General features: G+C 50.6%; 18 protein-coding genes and 1 pseudogene. 9 read left to right on the top strand and 10 right to left on the bottom strand.

Annotated features, from left to right (window positions below; genetic code table 11):
* Window positions 1-315 precede the first annotated feature (315 nt).
* From SIB83_RS07995 to SIB83_RS07965, 7 genes and pseudogenes are all read right to left on the bottom strand, one after another.
* Window positions 316-1197, bottom strand: coding sequence for a DUF4434 domain-containing protein (locus SIB83_RS07995; RefSeq protein ID WP_413745496.1), 882 nt, complete (start codon window positions 1195-1197; stop codon window positions 316-318).
* Window positions 1194-3740, bottom strand: coding sequence for an NfrA family protein (locus SIB83_RS07990; protein ID WP_413745495.1), 2547 nt, complete (start codon window positions 3738-3740; stop codon window positions 1194-1196). The genes SIB83_RS07995 and SIB83_RS07990 overlap by 4 nt, the downstream gene beginning before the upstream one ends.
* A complete protein-coding gene (locus SIB83_RS07985) occupies window positions 3740-5914 on the bottom strand; it encodes a glycosyl transferase family protein (RefSeq protein WP_413745494.1) in 2175 nt (724 codons plus the stop codon). The genes SIB83_RS07990 and SIB83_RS07985 overlap by 1 nt, the downstream gene beginning before the upstream one ends.
* Before the next feature lie 707 nt (window positions 5915-6621).
* Window positions 6622-6702, bottom strand: a complete 81-nt coding sequence (locus SIB83_RS07980; protein WP_413747332.1) for a hypothetical protein — start codon at window positions 6700-6702, stop codon at window positions 6622-6624.
* Window positions 6696-6974 (bottom strand): hypothetical protein, encoded by a 279-nt coding sequence (locus SIB83_RS07975; protein ID WP_413745493.1) that lies wholly within the window; start codon window positions 6972-6974, stop codon window positions 6696-6698. The genes SIB83_RS07980 and SIB83_RS07975 overlap by 7 nt, the downstream gene beginning before the upstream one ends.
* Before the next feature lie 836 nt (window positions 6975-7810).
* Window positions 7811-8026 (bottom strand): annotated as a pseudogene (locus tag SIB83_RS07970) (ATP-binding cassette domain-containing protein); the annotation flags it as partial.
* A 64-nt stretch (window positions 8027-8090) separates the two neighbouring features.
* Window positions 8091-10835 carry a valine--tRNA ligase gene (locus SIB83_RS07965; RefSeq protein WP_413745492.1) on the bottom strand — a complete coding sequence of 915 codons (2745 nt, stop codon included), beginning with the start codon at window positions 10833-10835 and terminating at the stop codon, window positions 8091-8093.
* Window positions 10836-11006: 171 nt separating this feature from the next.
* Here SIB83_RS07965 and SIB83_RS07960 point away from each other — a divergent pair, with 171 nt between their 5' ends.
* Both SIB83_RS07960 and SIB83_RS07955 read left to right on the top strand, forming a co-directional pair.
* Complete coding sequence (locus SIB83_RS07960; RefSeq protein WP_413747331.1) at window positions 11007-12242, top strand: extracellular solute-binding protein; 1236 nt, start codon at window positions 11007-11009, stop codon at window positions 12240-12242.
* Window positions 12239-13510: a mechanosensitive ion channel family protein gene (locus SIB83_RS07955; RefSeq protein ID WP_413404848.1), complete on the top strand. Its 1272-nt coding sequence runs from the start codon at window positions 12239-12241 to the stop codon at window positions 13508-13510. The genes SIB83_RS07960 and SIB83_RS07955 overlap by 4 nt, the downstream gene beginning before the upstream one ends.
* On the opposite strand, the gene SIB83_RS07950 is transcribed toward SIB83_RS07955, so the two are convergent.
* Together SIB83_RS07950 and SIB83_RS07945 are read right to left on the bottom strand one after the other, a co-directional pair.
* Entirely contained in the window at window positions 13464-14087 is a 624-nt protein-coding gene (locus SIB83_RS07950; protein WP_413747330.1) for a 2OG-Fe(II) oxygenase, read from the bottom strand. The two genes, SIB83_RS07955 and SIB83_RS07950, sit on opposite strands and share 47 nt — an antisense overlap.
* 17 nt (window positions 14088-14104) lie before the next feature.
* Window positions 14105-14554, bottom strand: coding sequence for a protein phosphatase (locus tag SIB83_RS07945; RefSeq protein WP_413404846.1), 450 nt, complete (start codon window positions 14552-14554; stop codon window positions 14105-14107).
* A gap of 68 nt (window positions 14555-14622) precedes the next feature.
* On the opposite strand from SIB83_RS07945, the gene SIB83_RS07940 reads away from it, so the two are divergent.
* From SIB83_RS07940 to SIB83_RS07925, 4 genes are read left to right on the top strand one after another with little or no spacing between them, the layout of a single operon-like run.
* Entirely contained in the window at window positions 14623-14880 is a 258-nt protein-coding gene (locus SIB83_RS07940) for a hypothetical protein (RefSeq protein WP_413404844.1), read from the top strand.
* 38 nt (window positions 14881-14918) lie between these two features.
* Window positions 14919-15839: an oxidoreductase gene (locus SIB83_RS07935; protein WP_413745491.1), complete on the top strand. Its 921-nt coding sequence runs from the start codon at window positions 14919-14921 to the stop codon at window positions 15837-15839.
* Window positions 15840-15853: 14 nt separating this feature from the next.
* The gene (locus SIB83_RS07930) at window positions 15854-16249 is read left to right on the top strand and encodes a Fur family transcriptional regulator (RefSeq protein WP_413404840.1); all 396 of its coding nucleotides are present in this window, start codon (window positions 15854-15856) and stop codon (window positions 16247-16249) included.
* A gap of 58 nt (window positions 16250-16307) precedes the next feature.
* Window positions 16308-16580, top strand: a complete 273-nt coding sequence (locus SIB83_RS07925) for a DUF1651 domain-containing protein (RefSeq protein ID WP_413745490.1) — start codon at window positions 16308-16310, stop codon at window positions 16578-16580.
* Window positions 16581-16652: 72 nt separating this feature from the next.
* On the opposite strand, the gene SIB83_RS07920 is transcribed toward SIB83_RS07925, so the two are convergent.
* On the bottom strand, window positions 16653-16850 hold the full coding sequence (locus tag SIB83_RS07920) for a hypothetical protein (RefSeq protein ID WP_413404836.1): 198 nt from the start codon (window positions 16848-16850) through the stop codon (window positions 16653-16655).
* Window positions 16851-16987: 137 nt separating this feature from the next.
* Between SIB83_RS07920 and SIB83_RS07915 the strand changes: the two genes are divergently transcribed.
* The 3 genes from SIB83_RS07915 to SIB83_RS07905 all read left to right on the top strand — a co-directional run bounded on the left by SIB83_RS07915 (window position 16988) and on the right by SIB83_RS07905 (window position 18043).
* On the top strand, window positions 16988-17152 hold the full coding sequence (locus tag SIB83_RS07915) for a hypothetical protein (protein ID WP_413404834.1): 165 nt from the start codon (window positions 16988-16990) through the stop codon (window positions 17150-17152).
* A 167-nt stretch (window positions 17153-17319) separates the two neighbouring features.
* The gene (locus tag SIB83_RS07910; protein WP_413404832.1) at window positions 17320-17505 is read left to right on the top strand and encodes a chlorophyll a/b-binding protein; all 186 of its coding nucleotides are present in this window, start codon (window positions 17320-17322) and stop codon (window positions 17503-17505) included.
* Between the two features lie 271 nt (window positions 17506-17776).
* Window positions 17777-18043, top strand: a complete 267-nt coding sequence (locus SIB83_RS07905; RefSeq protein WP_413404830.1) for a hypothetical protein — start codon at window positions 17777-17779, stop codon at window positions 18041-18043.
* The last annotated feature ends 178 nt before the right edge of the window (window positions 18044-18221 follow it).

Raw genomic sequence — 18221 nt, 5'->3', positions numbered from 1 at the left:
CTTAGGTTCATCTGGCTGATCACCTTGGCCAGCACAAATCGTTCAGTTTATTGATCAGAGAGTGCTTCAACGGTTGCATTCTCGCCTGGATTCAGCCTGTGCTTGCTGAGCTTCAAATACCAATCGACAACATCTTCCAAGGGAGCACACAGAGCCCCAAATAGAGATCGAATTAACAATGACGAAGCCCTGAGCAACTTAAACACTACTTAAAAAGATGAACCCAAGACAAATGGAGACAAAAAGATTGGTGAGAAACATGTGCCTTTAATGGTCGCCCAAAAACCAAGCAACAAGATGGTTTAACCTAAACAACTAATCAGACTGAAGCTTCAAGATTGACTGAGCCCAGGGCAAGTAGCGAAGTGAAAAAGTAGAAGCTGGATGACAAGAATCGTATTCCGTTGGTGGAGCATACTTAGCCCCAAAAGAACCATCCTCATCTGAGGTTTTAACAAATGCCTCGCCAACTACACCTACCGCGCAAGGAAGAGCTTTATAATAAGTCTGAAGAATTGGAGGCGAAAGATCTTTAACTCCAGTACCATACTGCCACCAAACATTTAAACCTGACTTTTCAAGACTAGAAAGCCAAGTCGCATTGGCCTGAGGCGAAAGATATCCAAGATTATAAGCACTAATATGCAATGGGCGGTTTAGATTTTCAGCCATCAAAATTAATTGATTGCGAACAAATTGCCGACGGTTAGAATTAGTAAAAGGAATGTCAGATAGTTCTGAGGGGAAATACCAGCCTTTAACAGGAATATCACGAGCAGAGAGTAGGGGCAATAACCGCTCTTGCTGGACCAGCGACTGCCGCTGAAGACTATTCCAATATTCTTCGAATCGACTTTCCCAACCAGCCTGCAGAAGAGTTTGAGAAAAATTTGGATCTGCATGCAATCCAATGATCAATTGCAATCCCTCTTGACTAGCAATTTCAAGACTATTTAATAACCAGTTCTCCGGATCAATTAGCTGATCGCCAAAGGCTGTCCACTGAACAACAATTTGCCTAAAATCTTTACTATAAGCTTTACGCCATAACTGAGCCCATTCGCCTGGATCAACATTACGGTCACGATTGAGAGGCTGGTAAAAAAGCGTACTTGACTTCGATATAGAAGGTAAAAAAAGAACAATGAGAATCGCCAGAAAAAGCCGAACGTGAAATTGGAACGAGTAAGTTTTCATAGGTTAATCTGAAAGCTCAATCTCACGCCAGGAGTCTGCTGATATAGGTCACCAGACAATGGTTGCTGATACTCCAATCGAGTCGTTAGTTTGTGACGATACGCACGAAATTCGTCTTCGTTTAGCCAGATCTGCCATCGCACGCCAATTCCTATACGAACGTCATACTCATAGTCTTGATGAGCCATCTGGGAGAAAAAGTATGGACTTAATGTTTGAGCAACGACCCCGGGTAGTTTCCAAGTTCTGCCTTGGGAATAACGATACAAGCCAATTAGCTGAGATTGCTCAACAAAATAAGCTGAATCAAAATAGAAAAATCTCTCGTTCCATACATCACGATCTGCCTTCCATTCGGCACTCCAATCACCCTGATCTAAAACAGAACCATTAATACGGAGCAAAGCATCATCAGAACTCGTATCAGCCAAACGCGACTGAAAATATTCGGCAAATAAGTTAATGTTCAAATCGTAGAATGGTTTATATCTAAAACCAAAACCACCAGATGTCTGGAAATCTGGCTGAGACAAATCAGAAGATGAGATGAATCTTGTGTAGCTAAAGATATCTTGATCAGACAAACGACGCTCGTAAATCAAAGAACCGACAATGCCTTGCTGATACTCAAGGAGAACATCGTCAATAAACAAATTATTAATGCTTTGAGCAGAGCCATAAGGGGACACAGTAAAATCGATGTGTAAATTATCAATTCTAGAAAGAAATTCATAATTTCTTTTGAGCTCATACAGACGTTGATGTTGCGAAGGCAATGTCAAAGCTTCGGTGGAACTCAATGCGTCCTGCTCAAGCCAAATAGCACGTTTATAGTGTTTCAATGATGATTGATAATCACGACGTTCTTTAAAGAGCTTCGCAATCTCAGCCTCGATCTCAGGGTTTTCATCGCTAATTTGGCTTGCGCTCAATAAGACGGGGAGTGCCTGATCTTGAATTTTCCGGCGAGTGTCTTGACTCAAAGTAAATCCATAATCACTAAGATAACGAAAATTATTTGGATCTAATTTATTGGCTTTCTCAAGCCATTCCAGCGCTTTATCAGAATTACCAATATCTCTAGCAATTAACGCTCCTTGATAAAAGTCTGAGGCATTTTGGCTTTCACCAAGAACAATTTCATAGCGCTCATATGCAGAAAATAACTCACCACGCTTGGCAGCAATTAAAGCTCCCAATCGCCAATGGTCGATACTTTTTTCGGTAAGATTTTGCCAATGTTTATTTGCACTCTCCAGTTGATTAAGTTGCAAAGAAACTTGTGACATTCCTGCCTGTATTGAAGATTGGTTCTTCTCAGTAGAAGGTAAGCCTTCCCAAAGTTCATAAGCACGCTCTGGTTCACCACTAGCGGCAAGAGCAAATGCCAACAGGCTGCGAGAGTCCTCGCGTCCTAATAAAAACGCTTGATCCAAGTAAACAGAAGCTTCACCTGGTGTTTGCTGAATTGCACACTGGCCATACGCTAACCATTCTCCTGCAGATGCCGATTCAGAAGAAAGTATGGTCATCTCAGGCAAAATGGCACAATCGCCGGAAAAAGCAAGTTGTTCAAACAATACGCCACGTTCATAGACAGGAAGGCGGATAGATAGGCGTTTCAGAAAGGAAGCTTTTGGTGCACCAAGTTGAGCATAAAGATTAATTAGACGATTAGCTAAACCTTCAGGAATTAAACTCTCAGGCGAATAATCCTCAACGAGACGTCTTTCTAAGAGGTCCAATGCTTGTCGAAGCTTACCTGAGGCAACTAGATTGAAGCTCAGCTCATCAAGTGTAGGTGGAAGGGGAAGCGCAGACAAAGTATTCATTGTCAACTCTCTTCTCTTAGTAGAATTTAAACGTTGTTGATTTAAAGTTGCTCTCGCGAAATTCAAACGTTGTTGAAGTAATGGTGACAATTCTGAGTCGTTTTGTGCTAAAGGCGATAGTTCTTTGACAATAGCTACCCAATCATCAGCTAATTCAGCAAGACCACTACGATAAACAACATCGCCTCCACGTTTACGAAGCCAATTCCATGCTTTTTTCGCACCGTACAATCGCTTTAATTGCTCAGATCGCCCCTTTATCAAAGACTCGCGATGCAGACCCTGCGCATGTTGTTGAAGCCATTGCTCAACCCTGCTTTCAGGTACAGGAGTTGATTGATTCAACCAAATCAATTGAATCTGTCGATAAAGAGGCTCTTCGATGGACATTTGTAAGGCATCGAGAGCATGTCCATACTGACGTTGCGCAAGAAGTGCCTCAGCGAGTATTAATCTGGCTTGATGGGAATTAGTGTCAATTTGGTTGAGAACAAATCGAGCTTCACGTTCTGCATCAGAATATCGACCCTCGGATAAGGCTCTAGATGCTCTTGCCAAAGAAGGGTAACTACTGAACTCTTTCCAATCACGAATCAAGTTAGTGAAAACATTTGCTTGAGCAGTTTTATTTGAATCAGTGCAAATAAAAAGAAAAAACACCAAAACAAGCGAATTCCGCCAAATCTTAGACTTGCTAATTGCCTTACCCATCAAGAAACTCCTCCAATAATTGAAAAGCCTAATAAACGCTGACGTTTTTGCTCTTCAAGCAAGCCCTGGAGACTTTCTACACTCAGAAGGTCTAATTCAACTAAATGATCACCCAATTTTTGATATAAAGGATCGAAACTTATCAACGCTTGACTAAGAACAGACTGACTAATCAAGCCCATTTCCACAGCTAAATCACCAAGAAGCATCAGGTGACTACAAAAATTATCAAATACAACAATATCATGTTCAAATAATGACTTTAAACGGGGTAGATTTGAATTCAACAAATTTGATTCATCAGATCTATATGAATTAATAAGGCCAATTTGTACACGGCCAAGTGGCGCAATGACCTGTCGAGTAGGCAATTTGAGTTTACGACTAATTGCGCCTAGAGCGACTTTGCTCATAGCACTCTCACGTGCGAAAACCAAAACACCGGAGTCAACACACAGAGGTAAAATTGAATATTTAAAAGCCAATCCTTCACCCAAGAGCTTGAGTAAGGAAAAATCTCTTTGAAAAGGATTAAGATTGTAGAACTCCAAGTTTTGCTGCTCGGCAAGAGCAACGCCGAGTTGCACTGTCGTCAACATGTCAAAATCAAGTAGGGTTCTACCAATTCGGCGGCGTCCACTACTTTCAAGACACTTCTGTAATTGTGGAGGTGTAATGACCCCCTGTTCTAATAATATTTGACCCAACGGTCGACGTCTTTTGGAAGATGCAATACTTGGAAAAACATGAGTTGTTTTATCCCAGGCAACTTTACGAATACTGCCGATTGCCAGAATTAAACGAATAGCCTGAAAATTAGCAAGAAAATTTATCAAGTTTGCCCAAAACATTCTGGGGATCGCCATCAAGCCAGAGCAGAAACCATAGAAAACCGTAGTAAAATAAAATCTCTGAATTATTCGGTTGCATAGGAGAAACCCAGTCAAAAGAAGAAGGGTGGATAAGATTTGACTATTTCCCAACACAGAAGGAAAATCCCAATCTCCAAAGTTGTAATAACTAATTATCCAAACAATCGAAAGCTGTAATGTAATTATTATCGCTAAAAGGCCTATCATATTACTAATTCCACCCCTTCTATCACGCCAAAGAAAATAATTTATGAGCCAATCATCAGACCAAGGCAAAGATAAAGATCCTTGAAAAACGATGCCTGTTATCCAACGAGCTTTTTGACGGACAGAAGTTGATATTGTGTGTGGAAAATTTTCACGAACGCATATGACTTGACTCGCTCGCCTCTGAACACCAAATCGACGCTCCCTCAAAGGCGCAAGAGACGGGTCTCGCGGACTGTAGCGAACAAATATTTCGCGCATACCAGCCTGACGCAACCGAATTCCAATGTCATAATCCTCAGTCAGGCTTTGTGTTGAAAAAGCTATTCCATCACCTTCATCAAGAAGCAAAGTCAAAGCTCTTCGGCTAAAGCAAGTTCCAACTCCAGCACTTGGAACCAAGCCAGCAAGTGCTTCACGGATCACAACCTCTTTTCCATGCCATTCAGCAAATTCATCAGCATAATGATTGGCTGTAAAACTCCACCAATTACGACGAAGGTATGGATAAACAGGTATTTGCACTAAATCATTTCGTTCGGTCATAAGATTAAACAAACGAAGCTCTAATGGTGAAATCACATCTTCTGCGTCATGCAAAATAAAGCCAGAAAATTTGACTGCAGCAGCCTTTTCAAAGGCTAAAACAGCTGCAAGAATATTATTGAGACAGTCAGCTTTGTTGGTCGGCCCCGGCAATGCACAAATTACCTGGTGAACATTTTCGAAATGACTACAGGCTTCCTTTACATCTGACTGTGTCTCTGGATCGTTGGGATATGTTCCGATAAAAAATTGATAATTTTCATAGTCGAGCTCAGTGGCAGCGGTATTAACCATTTGAGCTATGACACCAACTTCTTTCCATGCAGGAACCATAATCGCCAGAGGCTTTTCTTTTTTAGAAAAGAGAAGTTGTTCGTCAGCGTAGTGATGTCGAGTATAAATAAAACACCTTCGCCAAACCCATCGAATCCAATAAATAAGGTCTATAATCAGATCTTCTATGCCCAAGAAAAGCAATGTGAAAGCTATCAAAAACGTAAATATACGCAAGCCATAAAGATAAATTATAAAAAAATCGATACCCGCCATTTAATCAAAAGCCATAATAGAAAAACAGTCCAAAATAATTTATTTAATAATTACAACAAACATGGCTTTTGAAGGTCTCACATCAAAGGCAGCTGATGCTTCTAGCTCGCGTAATGACAACATTTTGAAAATAACGCTTAAAAGTTGGATATTATACCGGCCGACTAAACGTTCCGCGAGTCTTTTGGTAGACATGAATTCAAAATGTAGCTTTTTTTACACATACAAAGCGAGTCGATAAACACAGCATCCATCAGCTCATTAGCCGCTAATGCCAGCCTAATACAAATTACTGTATACACATCTACTTAAATATCAGCCTATAATGAGAAAAAGATGTATTACAACCCCAATCAAAATAGAATGCACTGCTTTTAAACAACGAGAATCGATACAAACAAAAAATGAGAATAATGCAACATATTAGGGCTACCATGATAGAATTATTGGAAAAATCACGGATTTTGTGATTAATGTCAAGATAATGTGATGATTATGCCAAGAAATCAGATAAAAAATCAATACTTAATTCTTGATAAGTAATTTTTCTAAGACATCAGATGCAATCGGTTCTGCAAAAAATAACCCTGGAAGTAGTCGCACCCAAGTTGGTTTAGAAGCCTAAATTATTGTTCATTCTCAACACCTTCCGCGATCACATTGATTCCTAACTCCGAAGATGGATTAATAGTAGCTTTAACTATTGCTCAATTAGGCACTGAGTCAGGCAACCCCACTAAAAAAGATCGATCAATTTTGATGGTCGAAACAGGAAAAAATCTCAACATAGAGAGTGACGAAAAGCCTGCTCCAAAATCATCAAGACATAATATACACCTATCGATTTTAGATGCTCAAATAAATCTATAGCCGCAGCAAAATCTTTCAAAAAGGAGGTTTCATTTAGCTCAATCAGGAAGTATCGACTGGAAAAATTATAAGCTTTGCACCAATTTGTAATTTGTTCTGCATGAGAGAATTGAGTATTTTTAGAAAAATCTGCCTGTGACGGTGAGAAATTAAAAAAAAGCTCGGCAATTGATAGGAATCCGTACGCCACTCAAGCAATTGAGCAAGAGCAGTTTCAAAGCTCCAAGAATAGATATCGTTTATCTTATTACTAGTTTCAGCGAGTGGTATGAAAATCTCGGGTGGAACATACTTTCCATCCTTCTTTCTCTGTCATCGCACAAAAACCTTACATCATTTCATGCAATGAATTATAAATCGACTGATATACAAGAGAAAATTCTTGTTTTTGAATTGCAAAATCTAAATCAGCGACTAAGTCAATTTCACGTCAAATTTAGATATTTTAGTAAGTAATGGTCGCGAAAAGTTGTGTGAGCCAGCAAAAACACGATCATTGATTGCATGGCTCTTGTTTGAAAGCAGTAAAAGCTCTTCTTGATAAAAAATATCGTACAAAAGTTCAGATTGACTCTTCCACGAAAAAACAGTCGAAGCATTTATTCCTGTCGCAGAAAATTTAGCGCTAATTCGAGTTTTTAATTTTTCTAATATATCAGGACAAGCAGGACTTAGTCCAACAAACAATTCATCACTAGCCTTGTATACTTTGTCAGTTTTCCTTGCAGCTGAAAACAGTACATAAACAGCTACTCCAATAAGTCTTCCCCCTTTTCTTGGCCCAATCGATTACTAAGCAATTTAAGATTATTCAAATCAATTACTGCTACGCAATATTCTGAACAACTCGTGAATGAGCTGGTGCCCCCCGCTCCTAATAACAACTTATTCCACATATTGAAATTTTAAATTATGTGGTTCATTGTAGGAAATTCACGCAAACATTAAACATCTATATGAACAAAATAAACTTAATTGTCTATCGACGTATTTGAAATATGATTTTTATCGTTAGTTTTTACAACCAATAAGACGACACAAGCACGAAAGCGTGGTCGTCTTTCCGGAGCCGTTGGCTCCGAGAAAACCCACCATCTCTACGGGAGCAATCGCGAAGGAGACATCCCGTACCGCGGACACCTCACGCTGCTTACGGCGCAGAAAGTGGCGCAGGGTGCCGGCCAGGCCTGGCTGCTTATCAGCGACGCGGTACGTCTTGCTCAGCCTTTCGACCGTGATCAGTGGAGAGTCCAGCGGTCAACAGCAGAGCTCTTGAAAGGCTAGGGATCTGAACAGCGCAGACGACTCAGCTGAGATCCCCCAGACGCCTGCGTGCCAGATCAGCCTGTGCCTCAGCCTCGGCCAGGTTGGCTCTGCACTCCGCCACCACTGCTGCCGGTGCCTTGTCAGCGAAATTGGGATTGGCCAACCGACCGGCCAGCCCCTTGATCTCCTTCTCGGCCTTGGCGATGTCTTTCTCGAGCCTTGATCTGAGCGCATCGAGATCCACCAGGCCTTCGATCGGAAGCAGCACCTGAAGCTCACCGCTGACGCCGGCCAGCGCCTTGGCCACCGGTTGTGCATCCGCCTCAGACGGCGTCATCACCTGAACCGTTTCGGCTTTGGTGAGTGCCGTGATGTCGCCCATCCCCTGCTGCAGCACATCCACAAGATCGCCGCGGCCACTCACAAAACGGACCGGAACGGTCTGGGATGGTTTCAGACCGGCCACCGCACGCAGATTGCGCACCACACGAATCGCAGCGATCAACTCGGCAAACGAAGCCTCGAGATCGTCATCAAGGGCTGCCTCATCAACGGCCGGCCAGGTCTGCAGGGCCAAGAACGTTGTCTCAGGCTCAGCGGTGATGCTGTGCCAGAGCTCCTCGGTGAGATGGGGCATCAGCGGATTCAACATCAGATGCATCTGACTGATCACCTTGGCCAGCACCTGCTTGGCCACCCGCTGATCAGCAAGGACCTCCGCTGAGGGATTTTCACCGGGATTCAGCCGGCGCTTGCTCAGTTCCAGATACCAGTCACAGACGTCGTTCCAGGCGAACTCATACAACCCTTTGGCCGCTTCACCCAAGGCATAGCTGCCGTAACGCGCGGCGGTTTCCCGGTTCACCCGGGCCAGACGCGAGAAGATCCAGCGATCCGCCAGCTGCAACGACGCTGGATCGGGATCGCCCAGTTGGGCAGGAGTCTCGCCATCGAGATTCATCAGCGCGAAACGGGTGGCGTTCCAGAGCTTGTTGGCGAAGTTGCGCGAAGCTTCAACAGTTGCGGAGGTGTCCTTCTTGCGGTCGTAATCCAGGCGGATGTCCTGACCCGCCCCAGCCACTTCCCGCACCAGAGCGAAACGCAGGGCGTCGGTGCCGTAACGGTCGATCAGCAGCAGCGGATCGATGCCGTTGCCGGCGCTCTTGCTCATCTTGCGGTTTTGCTCATCCCGCACCAGGCCGTGGATATAGACGTCCTTGAACGGCATCTCGCCGGTGAAGGCGCCGGCCATCATCGTCATCCGGGCCACCCAGAAAAAGATGATGTCGAAGCCCGTCACCAGGGTGCTGGTGGGGTACCAGCGCTGCAGATCCGCACTGTTGGCATCGGGCCAGTCCAGAGTGGAGAACGGCCAGAGACCGCTTGAGAACCAGGTGTCGAGCACGTCTTCGTCCTGCTCGATCTCCGCCGCCGCGCCGTAGTGAGCCTTGGCCTTTTCCAGGGCTTCGGCTTCGTTGCGTGCCACCACATAAGGCGTGGTGTCGGTGTACTTGCCGCCGGTTTCACTGATCACGAACCAGGCGGGGATCCGATGGCCCCACCACAACTGGCGGCTGATGCACCAGTCGCGGATGTCCGTGAGCCAGTCGCGATACACCTTTTCCCAGCGCTCGGGAATGAAGCGTGGATCCTGCTTCTCCAGCGCTTCACGACAACGAGCTGCCAACGGCTCGGTCTTCACGAACCACTGGGTGGAGAGCAGAGGTTCCACGGGCACCTTGCCGCGATCCGAATAGGGAACGCTGTGGCGATAGTCCTCCACCTTCACCAGCAGACCGAGGTCTTCAAGACCCGCCACCACCTTTTTGCGCGCCTCGAAGCGATCCAGCCCCTCAAACTCACCGGCCTGCTTGTTCATCGTGCCGTTCTTGCGCATCACCGTGATCTGGGGCAGACCGTGACGCTGGCCGATGGCGAAATCATTGGGATCGTGGGCCGGCGTCACCTTGACGCAGCCGGTGCCGAAGTCTTTCTCCACGTGGTCATCGGCCACGATCGGAATCTCCCGCCCCACAAAGGGCAGCGTCAGGGTCTGGCCCACCAGGTGGGCATAGCGCTCGTCGGTGGGATTCACCGCCACGGCCGTGTCGCCCAGCATCGTTTCGGGCCGGGTTGTTGCCACTTCCAGATGGCCCTCTCCACTACTGAGCGGATAACGGAAATGCCAGAGGTGACCATCCACCTCCTTCATCTCCACCTCCAGATCACTCACCGCCGAACCGGAGGCAGGGCACCAGTTCACCAGGTATTCGCCCCGGTAGATCAGCCCCTGTTCGTGCAGGCGCACGAAGGCTTCCTTTACTGCTTCACTGAGGCCTTCATCCAGGGTGAAGCGCTGACGACGCCAATCCACCGAGTAGCCGAGTCTGCGCAGCTGATCAACGATGCGCCCGCCGCTTTCGGCCTTCCACTGCCAGGCCCGCTCCAGAAACGCCTCACGGCCGAGATCGTGGCGGGTCTTGCCCTCCTGCTTGAGTTGCTTCTCCAGGATGGTCTGCACCGCGATCGAGGCGTGGTCGGTGCCAGGAAGGCAGAGAACGTTTTTTCCCGCCAGGCGCTGGTAACGCACGATCGTGTCGATCAGGGCCGTGTTGAAGGCGTGACCCATGTGCAGGCTGCCGGTCACATTCGGAGGGGGGATCACTACCGAAAACGGTTCTCCAGGCGCCTTGGGGTCGGGATGAAAAGCACCCTGATCCTCCCAGGCCTGCTGCCAGCGGGCCTCGGTGCCCACCGGGTCATAGGTCTTGGGGAGCTCCGGCACGGGACGCGCTCAACGACAGCGATCCATGCTCGCAAAACAGCTGCCCGAACAACACTGAGTCTGCGACATCAACCATTCGGTCCAAGGGGAATCCTGATGGCAGTTGAAAAATCATGGCAAGACAGGCACGAATTTGAAGATCAGAATGGACCCAACATTTCTCTCTTGATCGTGCTTGCTCGGCTGGCAGCCAGCGTTTTGCTCCCCGTCCTGCTGCTGAGCGTCAGCGGGTGCAGTCGCCTCGGCAATGAGCTGCCGGTGATGCTCTATTTGGCGATGGTGATCGACCAGGACAGCACGATCGACACCGCAACCCATAGCGACTTCCGCCAGCGGATTGAGTTCATCATCAGCGATTTCCGCAAGATCAAACCCAATGTGGAAGTGCAGGTCGCGCTTTACAACCGCGCCAATCTCAACCAGGAACTCCAGCGCCGCAATGAGTCTGATCTTGGGCCCGATCTGGTAGTCACGGACGCACCTCAGGCTAATCAGTTACTCAGCGAAGGACTCACAGCTGAGCTTCCTGTCAAGTCATTTAATCGTTATCAAACTGATCGAGCCCTGTGGGAAAGGGTGAAGCTTAAAGATGGGCGCATCACGGCCCAGCCGATGGTCATCTACCCGCAGATCGCATGCTTCAACCGCGAAATCGTTCAGAACCCTCCCAACACATTGCAGGAACTCCTCCAACAGGGCGCATCCGGAACACGGGTGGGGTTGGCTGCGAATTTTTCTGAACTGCTTTGGAGCGCAGGCAGCCTAGGAGCCATTCAAAGTCTTTCCAACGCCAACAATGGCCGGAAACCGACGACAGAAAACACCGAAGCGATCGTTGGATGGCTTGCCTGGTTGCAACAGGCCAGTGCCCAGCAGAACATCACCTTTTTCCAGGACCAGGGGCAACTTGAAAACCTGCTCAAAGATGGGGAACTCGACTGGGTGAGCTGCAACTCCAACAGCCTGATGAGACTCAGAAAAAAGATGGGTGACAACCTCGGGGTTTCGCCGCTTCCCGGAGGTCCTGCTGGAACTGCAAGCCCCATGAATGCCGTGAGAGTGTTGGCACTCGGAGCGAATTCAAGTCCGAGGCAGCGGGCGATGGCCGTGAGCCTGGCCCAGTTCATTACCAACCCGATGGTCCAAAGGAATCTTTCGCTGCGCTCCCTCGCATTCCTGCCTGTCAATCCCGCCGTTGCCGTGCCGGTGCGCAGTTCACGCACGCTGGCAACCCTTGTGCAGTCCAGAGCGGATTCGATGCTGCATGACTCAGCTCTGGCCGGGCTGGCTCATCAGCGCAACATCGATCGCGATGGGTCGCAAGTTCTGGTTCAACTGGTATTTGGAGCATCAAACCCGCGTTCCAGCCAGGAATCCCTGGTCAAAGCCCTCGAGGGGGGAGCATGAGCCTGCTGCTCTGGGAAATCCTCGGCTGGCTGGGTTATCTGCAGCGAAGCGCTGTGGTCGCCCAAGTGCTGCTGATACTCGGATTGAGCGTGGGGTGGCCTCTGATCAGCTCACAACAGTTGATTCGCGGCCTCCACCCAGCGCTGCGATTACTGGTGGCGCCCGTCGCCATGTTGTTGATTGCCTGGCTGATCGAACTGGCAGGCGGAAAGACTGGACTTGTTAGCTATTCAGGCCTCTGCTGGCTGGGCTGGAATCTGATCAACCTCCTGAACCGGCTGCTGCTGCTGTTCATACCTGCCCCCGTCATTCATGAACTTGAAAGTCGTCTGCTCAGACCGTTGTTTCTGGTTCTGGTGGGCCTGAACCTGATCAGCAAGTTTGATAACCCCGCTGATCTCGGTGTGATCAAGCTGGGCAACCTCTTCGGCGAAACCCTCACAGTCAACAATCTGTTCATAGCCATGATGGTGAGCTATCTGCTGCTGGTGGGCACCAAACTTCCAGCAGCAGGAGTGGCCTGGTTCCTGCAGAAATTGCTGAGATGCAGTGACAGCAGCCGCAAGGCTTTAGAGCTGATCATCCGTTATGTAGTAATTGGCATCGGCATCACGGCCGTGGGATTCCACATCGGCTTGAACTCCACGGCTCTGGTGGCCATCGCGGGTGGACTGTCCGTAGGCCTCGGCTTCGGAATCAAGGAGGTGTTCTCCAACTTCATCAGCGGGATCTGGCTGCTGTTTGAAGGGTCAGTGCGTCCGGGGGAGATCCTGATGGTGGATGGAGATCCTTGTGAAGTACGCAAGCTGGGCCTGCGCGCCACCCTGCTCTGGCGAGATCGTGACAACGCGGAACTTCTGATTCCCAACCAGATGTTTTTCACCGCGCAGGCCACCAGTTACACAGCCACAGACAGAATGCGACGCAGTGAGGTCCGGGTTGGCGCTGCTTATCGCCATGATCCCCAGGTCGTATTGAAGCTGCTTGAGCAGACTGCACTGAGCGTTCCAAGAGTGCTGAAGAATCCGGCGCCAAAGGCGCTTCAGGTGCAATACGGAGACTCTGCAATCGAGTACGCGGTGCGCTATTGGATCTCTGACCCAATGAGCAACATCGGCATTGTGAGCGAGGTGAATCAGGCGATCTGGACAGCATTCAAACGCGAAGGAATCGAAATTCCTTTCCCCCAACAGGTCAACACCGTGCGTGAGATCCCGCCGCTCAGGAGCGCAGGCGTCGGAGATAACCCTCCTGTGTCCCTGCATTGATCCAGCCGGTGGCGATGGTTTTGCTGTGGTGCTGCGTCACCCTCCCGCGGTGAATGTGACTGGGACCAGCGGGAAAAATCACCAGTTTTCCCCGCACCGCCTCCTCGTGATGCTGTTGCCAGTGAAACTCGGTGCCGGCCTCAGCCACCGTGTCGCAGTAAAGGATCCAGGCCAGGACGCGATGAACAGGTTCCGTAGCCTCATCGCCTATGGTCCAGTCGCAGTGCCACCGGCGAAACCCCTCACCGGGCGCGTAGCGCTGCAGATTGAAGATCGGTAACACGAAGAGCGCCTGGTCCGGGCACACCTCGCGGAACAGAGGGCGTTCCTGCAGGTAGCGATCCAAACCCGCGGTCACGCCACGGACAATCACCTCCGAGAGGGCACAGGACTCAGGATCCTCCCGATCGATGGCCACCAGACTGATATCAGTGCTTACTTTCGCTGGTTGCCGATCTTCGGCAGGACCAAAGGCGATGCCAGGCCGGTGAAGGTCGGTGCGACGATCAAAGAACGCCATCACACCATCAGCGACGGCTTCATAGCCGGCATTGGCGAAGCGACCGATCAGGCTCATGTCGTTCTTCTCAGGCATCAGCCCTCCCAGGGAATCGCCACCACAGCCTCCAGCTGTTGCCAGCGACTCCTGTCGGCGACAACCCGACCATTCAGTCCCACCCGGTCCAGGGCTGCCGAGACCCGATCCCGGTTGAGCACGGCGGGGTCCTGAGGAGCCTGCGACAACAGCAGGACCTGCTGTTCTGCCGGATCCGCCAGAACCTGAAGTTCCAGATCCGCCAGTTCCCGTTCAAAGAATGTTCGCCGCAGCCGTGAGGTGAATCGTTCCCCCAGGGCAGCCGCGAAATGCTCAAGGCTGTCCCGGTCTCCGGACAGGCCGCAATTAAGCGAAAGCCAGATCATCAGCTTCGCCCAGCTGTCAACAGTCCAGAGCGGCTGAAAACTCTCACGGTTCTGACGAATCAGCTCTTGCAGCGCGAAGTCCACAAGCGTGCCCTGGAGCTGTTCTGGATCCGGACGACTCATGCTGACCCTCACTTGAAGACATCCTCTCTCCCGGAGGTCAGACTGGTGTTGCGCGTCTACGCCTGACCATGACCCTGGATCTCAATGATCCCGAACTCGAATTCTCGGATCTGGTTTATGCCTATCAGAGCTGGGTGATGGCCATCATCAACGACGAAAAGCTTGAGTCCGAGGACGTCCTCCTCACTGACGAGATCGCTGAAGACGCTCTCAATGCCATGCGCTTCCTGCCCGGAGAAGTGACAAGCGCCATTGAAACGTCGTTGGCACGCGTTTATGACGTAGATGCCGACGAACTCGCTGGCCTGCTCTTCCCCGAAGACTGAGCGAACCCGCGAAACTGATCGAGAGCTGCAATCGCCGCATGGGCTGGACCATCGACGACATCCCTGACCTGCATGGACGGATCGCTCTCGTGACAGGAGCCAACAGCGGCCTGGGTTTCGAGACCACGCGTGCCTTGCTCCGGTCGGGAGCAACTGTGCTGATGGCATGTCGCAGCCGTCGCAAGGGAGAGGCGGCCCGCTCGGAACTGCTCAAGGTGGGGGCTTCAGGCGTCGATCTGCTCGAGCTGGATCTGGCTGACCTCGACAATGTCGAGAGCTGCTGCAAAGACATTCAGTCGCGCTACGAGCGATTGGATCTGCTGATCAACAACGCGGGGCTGATGGCGCCTCCACGGCTGCTGAGCCAACAGGGACACGAAATGCAGTTCGCGGTGAATCATCTCGGCCACTTCGCATTGACCCAGGCCCTGCTGCCTCTGATGGAGGGCCGGGAACAGGCTCGGATTGTCACCGTCACCTCAGGAGCGCAATATTTTGGCGCGATCGCCTGGGATGATCTCAGTGGTGAGAAGCGCTACGACCGCTGGAAGGCCTACAGCCAGAGCAAGTTGGCCAATGTGATGTTTGCGCTTGAGTTGAATCATCGCCTCGAGCGGTCAGGAAGCACCGTGCGATCGCTGGCGGCCCATCCAGGCCTGGCGCGAACCAATCTTCAACCACTCTCGGTGGCGTCCAGTGGCGCCTGGCAGGAAGCCCTTGCCTACCGATTGATGGATCCCATGTTCCAGAGCGCAGCCCAGGGAGCACTGCCACAGCTGCTGGCGGCGACCTCCCCATCTGCCAAAGGCGGGGAGCACTACGGCCCCAGTAAATTCGGAGGTATGCGTGGTGCTCCCAAACGACAGCCCGTGGCTCGCGCGGCTCGCAGCCAGGAACAGAGGTCCCGTCTTTGGGCGATCAGTTCAGAACTGATCCAAGCCAGGCGCGCAGCAGTCTGAGGTCAGATTTCACCATGGAGCAGCAGGGAATCACAGGGACGCAACGGCAGCAACTGCTGCTGGATGAGCTGAAGAAAAGCGAGTCTGAAATGACCGGCCAGCAGCTGCATCGCTGCCTTGAGGGGCAACCTGGGGCCATGGGGCTTGCGACGGTGTATCGCAATCTGCGCAAACTGCATCAACGTGGCAAGGTGCGCTGCAGACATCTGCCGTCAGGTGAAGCTCTTTATGCACCGGTGGATCGTGATCAGCACCATCTCACCTGTGTGAGTTGCGGCACCACGCAGACCTTGCAGCATTGCCCCATTGATGAATTGAAAGTGACGGCTCCGGAAACAGACAACTTCAAGCTGATCTTCCACACGCTGGAATTTTTCGGACTCTGCAACATCTGCCGCACCAAGCGCTGAAATTCAAGGTCACTCAACCTGCAACGTCTTCATCAGGCGGTGACTCAGACTGCCGATCATGCCAAACCGCAATCGGATCACCAAAGAGCCTCCGGTCAAATCAGGAGGGGGAGGGTGGTTGGTCAACGGTGCACAACACTTGCTGGTGCAGTTCAAACCCGACACGCCATCAGCTCAGGAGCAGTGGGTCTCAGTGAGAACCTACGGGTGGAGACCACCACATCCCCCCGAGCCTCAGTCACGGCGTCGAATGCTCAGGGACAGCGCTGTCGAAGCTTGGGAAATGATGCTCAGGTCAGGCTGGCGGCGCTGCTCACCGCCGGTGCACTGAAGATTCGAAACGATGACTCTCCACAGAAACCGTGACTCTCCAGTGACTTTCCACAGCCGAAGGTCTTAGGGCCTAGCGAGGCGTTGGCCCAGGGGAAGACTCAACGCGAAGAAGCTCAGTATGCATTGGCTGTATGGATGTGGCGGCTTGGGAATCAGTCAGAAGCCAGACCACCACAGCCAGCACGCTGACCCCCACAAGAGCCCCAAAAGCTCGAAGCAGATGGTGTGTGATGTCGTCGGGATGCCGCCGGGAAGAGTTCGCTGCCATCAAGACTCCACGCATGATTCAGTTCTGGCCAACCCAGATCTCCTGGGAACGCAAAGACGCAATTGTTTCCTGAATTGCTGAAGGATTTGCAGGCCTGTCTGAACCAGGGCTAGAGCGAATGGAATCCATCCCGTCCTATGACAAGCAGCACTGAACATTCCGAATCCCTGCTTGAGGATGTCGTCGCAGAGGAAATTGGCCTGCAGATTGATCACATCGCTGAGTCACTGCAACGCGAAGGCTGGCCAATGCCGCTGGTGAAACGTTTCATGCACCGAGCGGTCGAAAACTTGCCCGGATAGATATCGCGGCTGTTCCTCGCACCTGAAAGCGCCTCAGCGATCGGTGAACTTGCCCGCAAGGAACCTGTCTGCAAAGGTCCTGAAACCGAACCTCGATGGTCGGCCGTCCCATCTTCCTGGTGCCATCGAGTGGGCATAGACCGTTCTGGTCCCACTCGGAGACACCCATGACAACTGCAACCCTCCTGGCTGATGAGCGTTACTGGCAGGATCTTGCCGCCGCACAGATGCGCCGTGAACGCCTGGCCAAAGCCGAACGCCTGAACGGACGTCTGGCCATGCTGGGCTTCGTTGCTCTGCTCGGCACAGAAGCCTTGCTGCACCAGGGACTGCTGATGGCGCTGGGTCTTTGATCCGATCGATCAGATGGCTGGCCAGATGCTTGCGAATGCCGACTTGCGATGGCTGGCCGAGACCCCATTCCCAGGGTTGAGTCATGAATGGTCATCACTCGCCAGCTGGACAGCAGTGAAATCTTCAGTTGAATACCGATGACACGGATCCTCACCACGCGCCCCCTTGAGAAAGGGGCGTTTTTTGTTGGACCCGATCAGGCCTTGCTTGAGATGGGCAGCATGCTGAGTGCACCCACCAGTAAGGTCGGCTTCCTCAATAGAAATGGTCATGCTGCAGAGCCTGTTTTCAGTCGTTCTTGCAGCTGTCATGTGGGTGCAGGTTCCTCAGTGGGAGGCCGATTGGTCGCAATGCTCTGTGGAAGTTCCAGACGTTGACTGCCACTGGTATGTCACCGCTCCAGACAACACCTTCGGCGAAGGATTCAGTTGGGGAAACGCTCCATGGTTCAGCCCTGAAGGGCTGCTTGATGTTGCCGGGCTTAAAAACACCATGAACACGATTCAGCAGCCAGAACATGGCTTGGCTCCTGCCTAGGCCTCTCAAGATGAAAGCTGTCTTAGCGCTTCAGAACCGCGTTATTGGGTGGTAGCTCGGGATGGGCGATACAGGGATCGAACCTGTGACAATCTCCTTGTTAGGCAACACATCGCTTTAGTCAGTCAATGCGTTCTCAGTGATTTGCAGGGGGTGCGTGCGCAGATTTGTGCGCAAA

It is taken from the genome of Synechococcus sp. MIT S9507, assembly GCF_047304715.1.
GTDB lineage: Bacteria > Cyanobacteriota > Cyanobacteriia > PCC-6307 > Cyanobiaceae > Synechococcus_C.
Note: the sequence above shows the minus strand (reverse complement) of the source record. Positions and strands in the feature narration are given on the sequence as shown.

Coding starts and splice junctions, on each gene's coding strand:
- SIB83_RS07995 (WP_413745496.1), bottom strand. CDS start 1,197: ATGAAAACTTACTCGTTCCAATTTCACGTTCGGCTTTTTCTGGCGATT.
- SIB83_RS07990 (WP_413745495.1), bottom strand. CDS start 3,740: ATGGGTAAGGCAATTAGCAAGTCTAAGATTTGGCGGAATTCGCTTGTT.
- SIB83_RS07985 (WP_413745494.1), bottom strand. CDS start 5,914: ATGGCGGGTATCGATTTTTTTATAATTTATCTTTATGGCTTGCGTATA.
- SIB83_RS07980 (WP_413747332.1), bottom strand. CDS start 6,702: ATGTTGAGATTTTTTCCTGTTTCGACCATCAAAATTGATCGATCTTTT.
- SIB83_RS07955 (WP_413404848.1), top strand. CDS start 12,239: ATGAGCCTGCTGCTCTGGGAAATCCTCGGCTGGCTGGGTTATCTGCAG.
- SIB83_RS07950 (WP_413747330.1), bottom strand. CDS start 14,087: ATGAGCCTGATCGGTCGCTTCGCCAATGCCGGCTATGAAGCCGTCGCT.
- SIB83_RS07945 (WP_413404846.1), bottom strand. CDS start 14,554: ATGAGTCGTCCGGATCCAGAACAGCTCCAGGGCACGCTTGTGGACTTC.
- SIB83_RS07940 (WP_413404844.1), top strand. CDS start 14,623: ATGACCCTGGATCTCAATGATCCCGAACTCGAATTCTCGGATCTGGTT.
- SIB83_RS07935 (WP_413745491.1), top strand. CDS start 14,919: ATGGGCTGGACCATCGACGACATCCCTGACCTGCATGGACGGATCGCT.
- SIB83_RS07930 (WP_413404840.1), top strand. CDS start 15,854: ATGGAGCAGCAGGGAATCACAGGGACGCAACGGCAGCAACTGCTGCTG.
- SIB83_RS07925 (WP_413745490.1), top strand. CDS start 16,308: ATGCCAAACCGCAATCGGATCACCAAAGAGCCTCCGGTCAAATCAGGA.
- SIB83_RS07920 (WP_413404836.1), bottom strand. CDS start 16,850: ATGGCAGCGAACTCTTCCCGGCGGCATCCCGACGACATCACACACCAT.
- SIB83_RS07915 (WP_413404834.1), top strand. CDS start 16,988: ATGACAAGCAGCACTGAACATTCCGAATCCCTGCTTGAGGATGTCGTC.
- SIB83_RS07910 (WP_413404832.1), top strand. CDS start 17,320: ATGACAACTGCAACCCTCCTGGCTGATGAGCGTTACTGGCAGGATCTT.
- SIB83_RS07905 (WP_413404830.1), top strand. CDS start 17,777: ATGCTGCAGAGCCTGTTTTCAGTCGTTCTTGCAGCTGTCATGTGGGTG.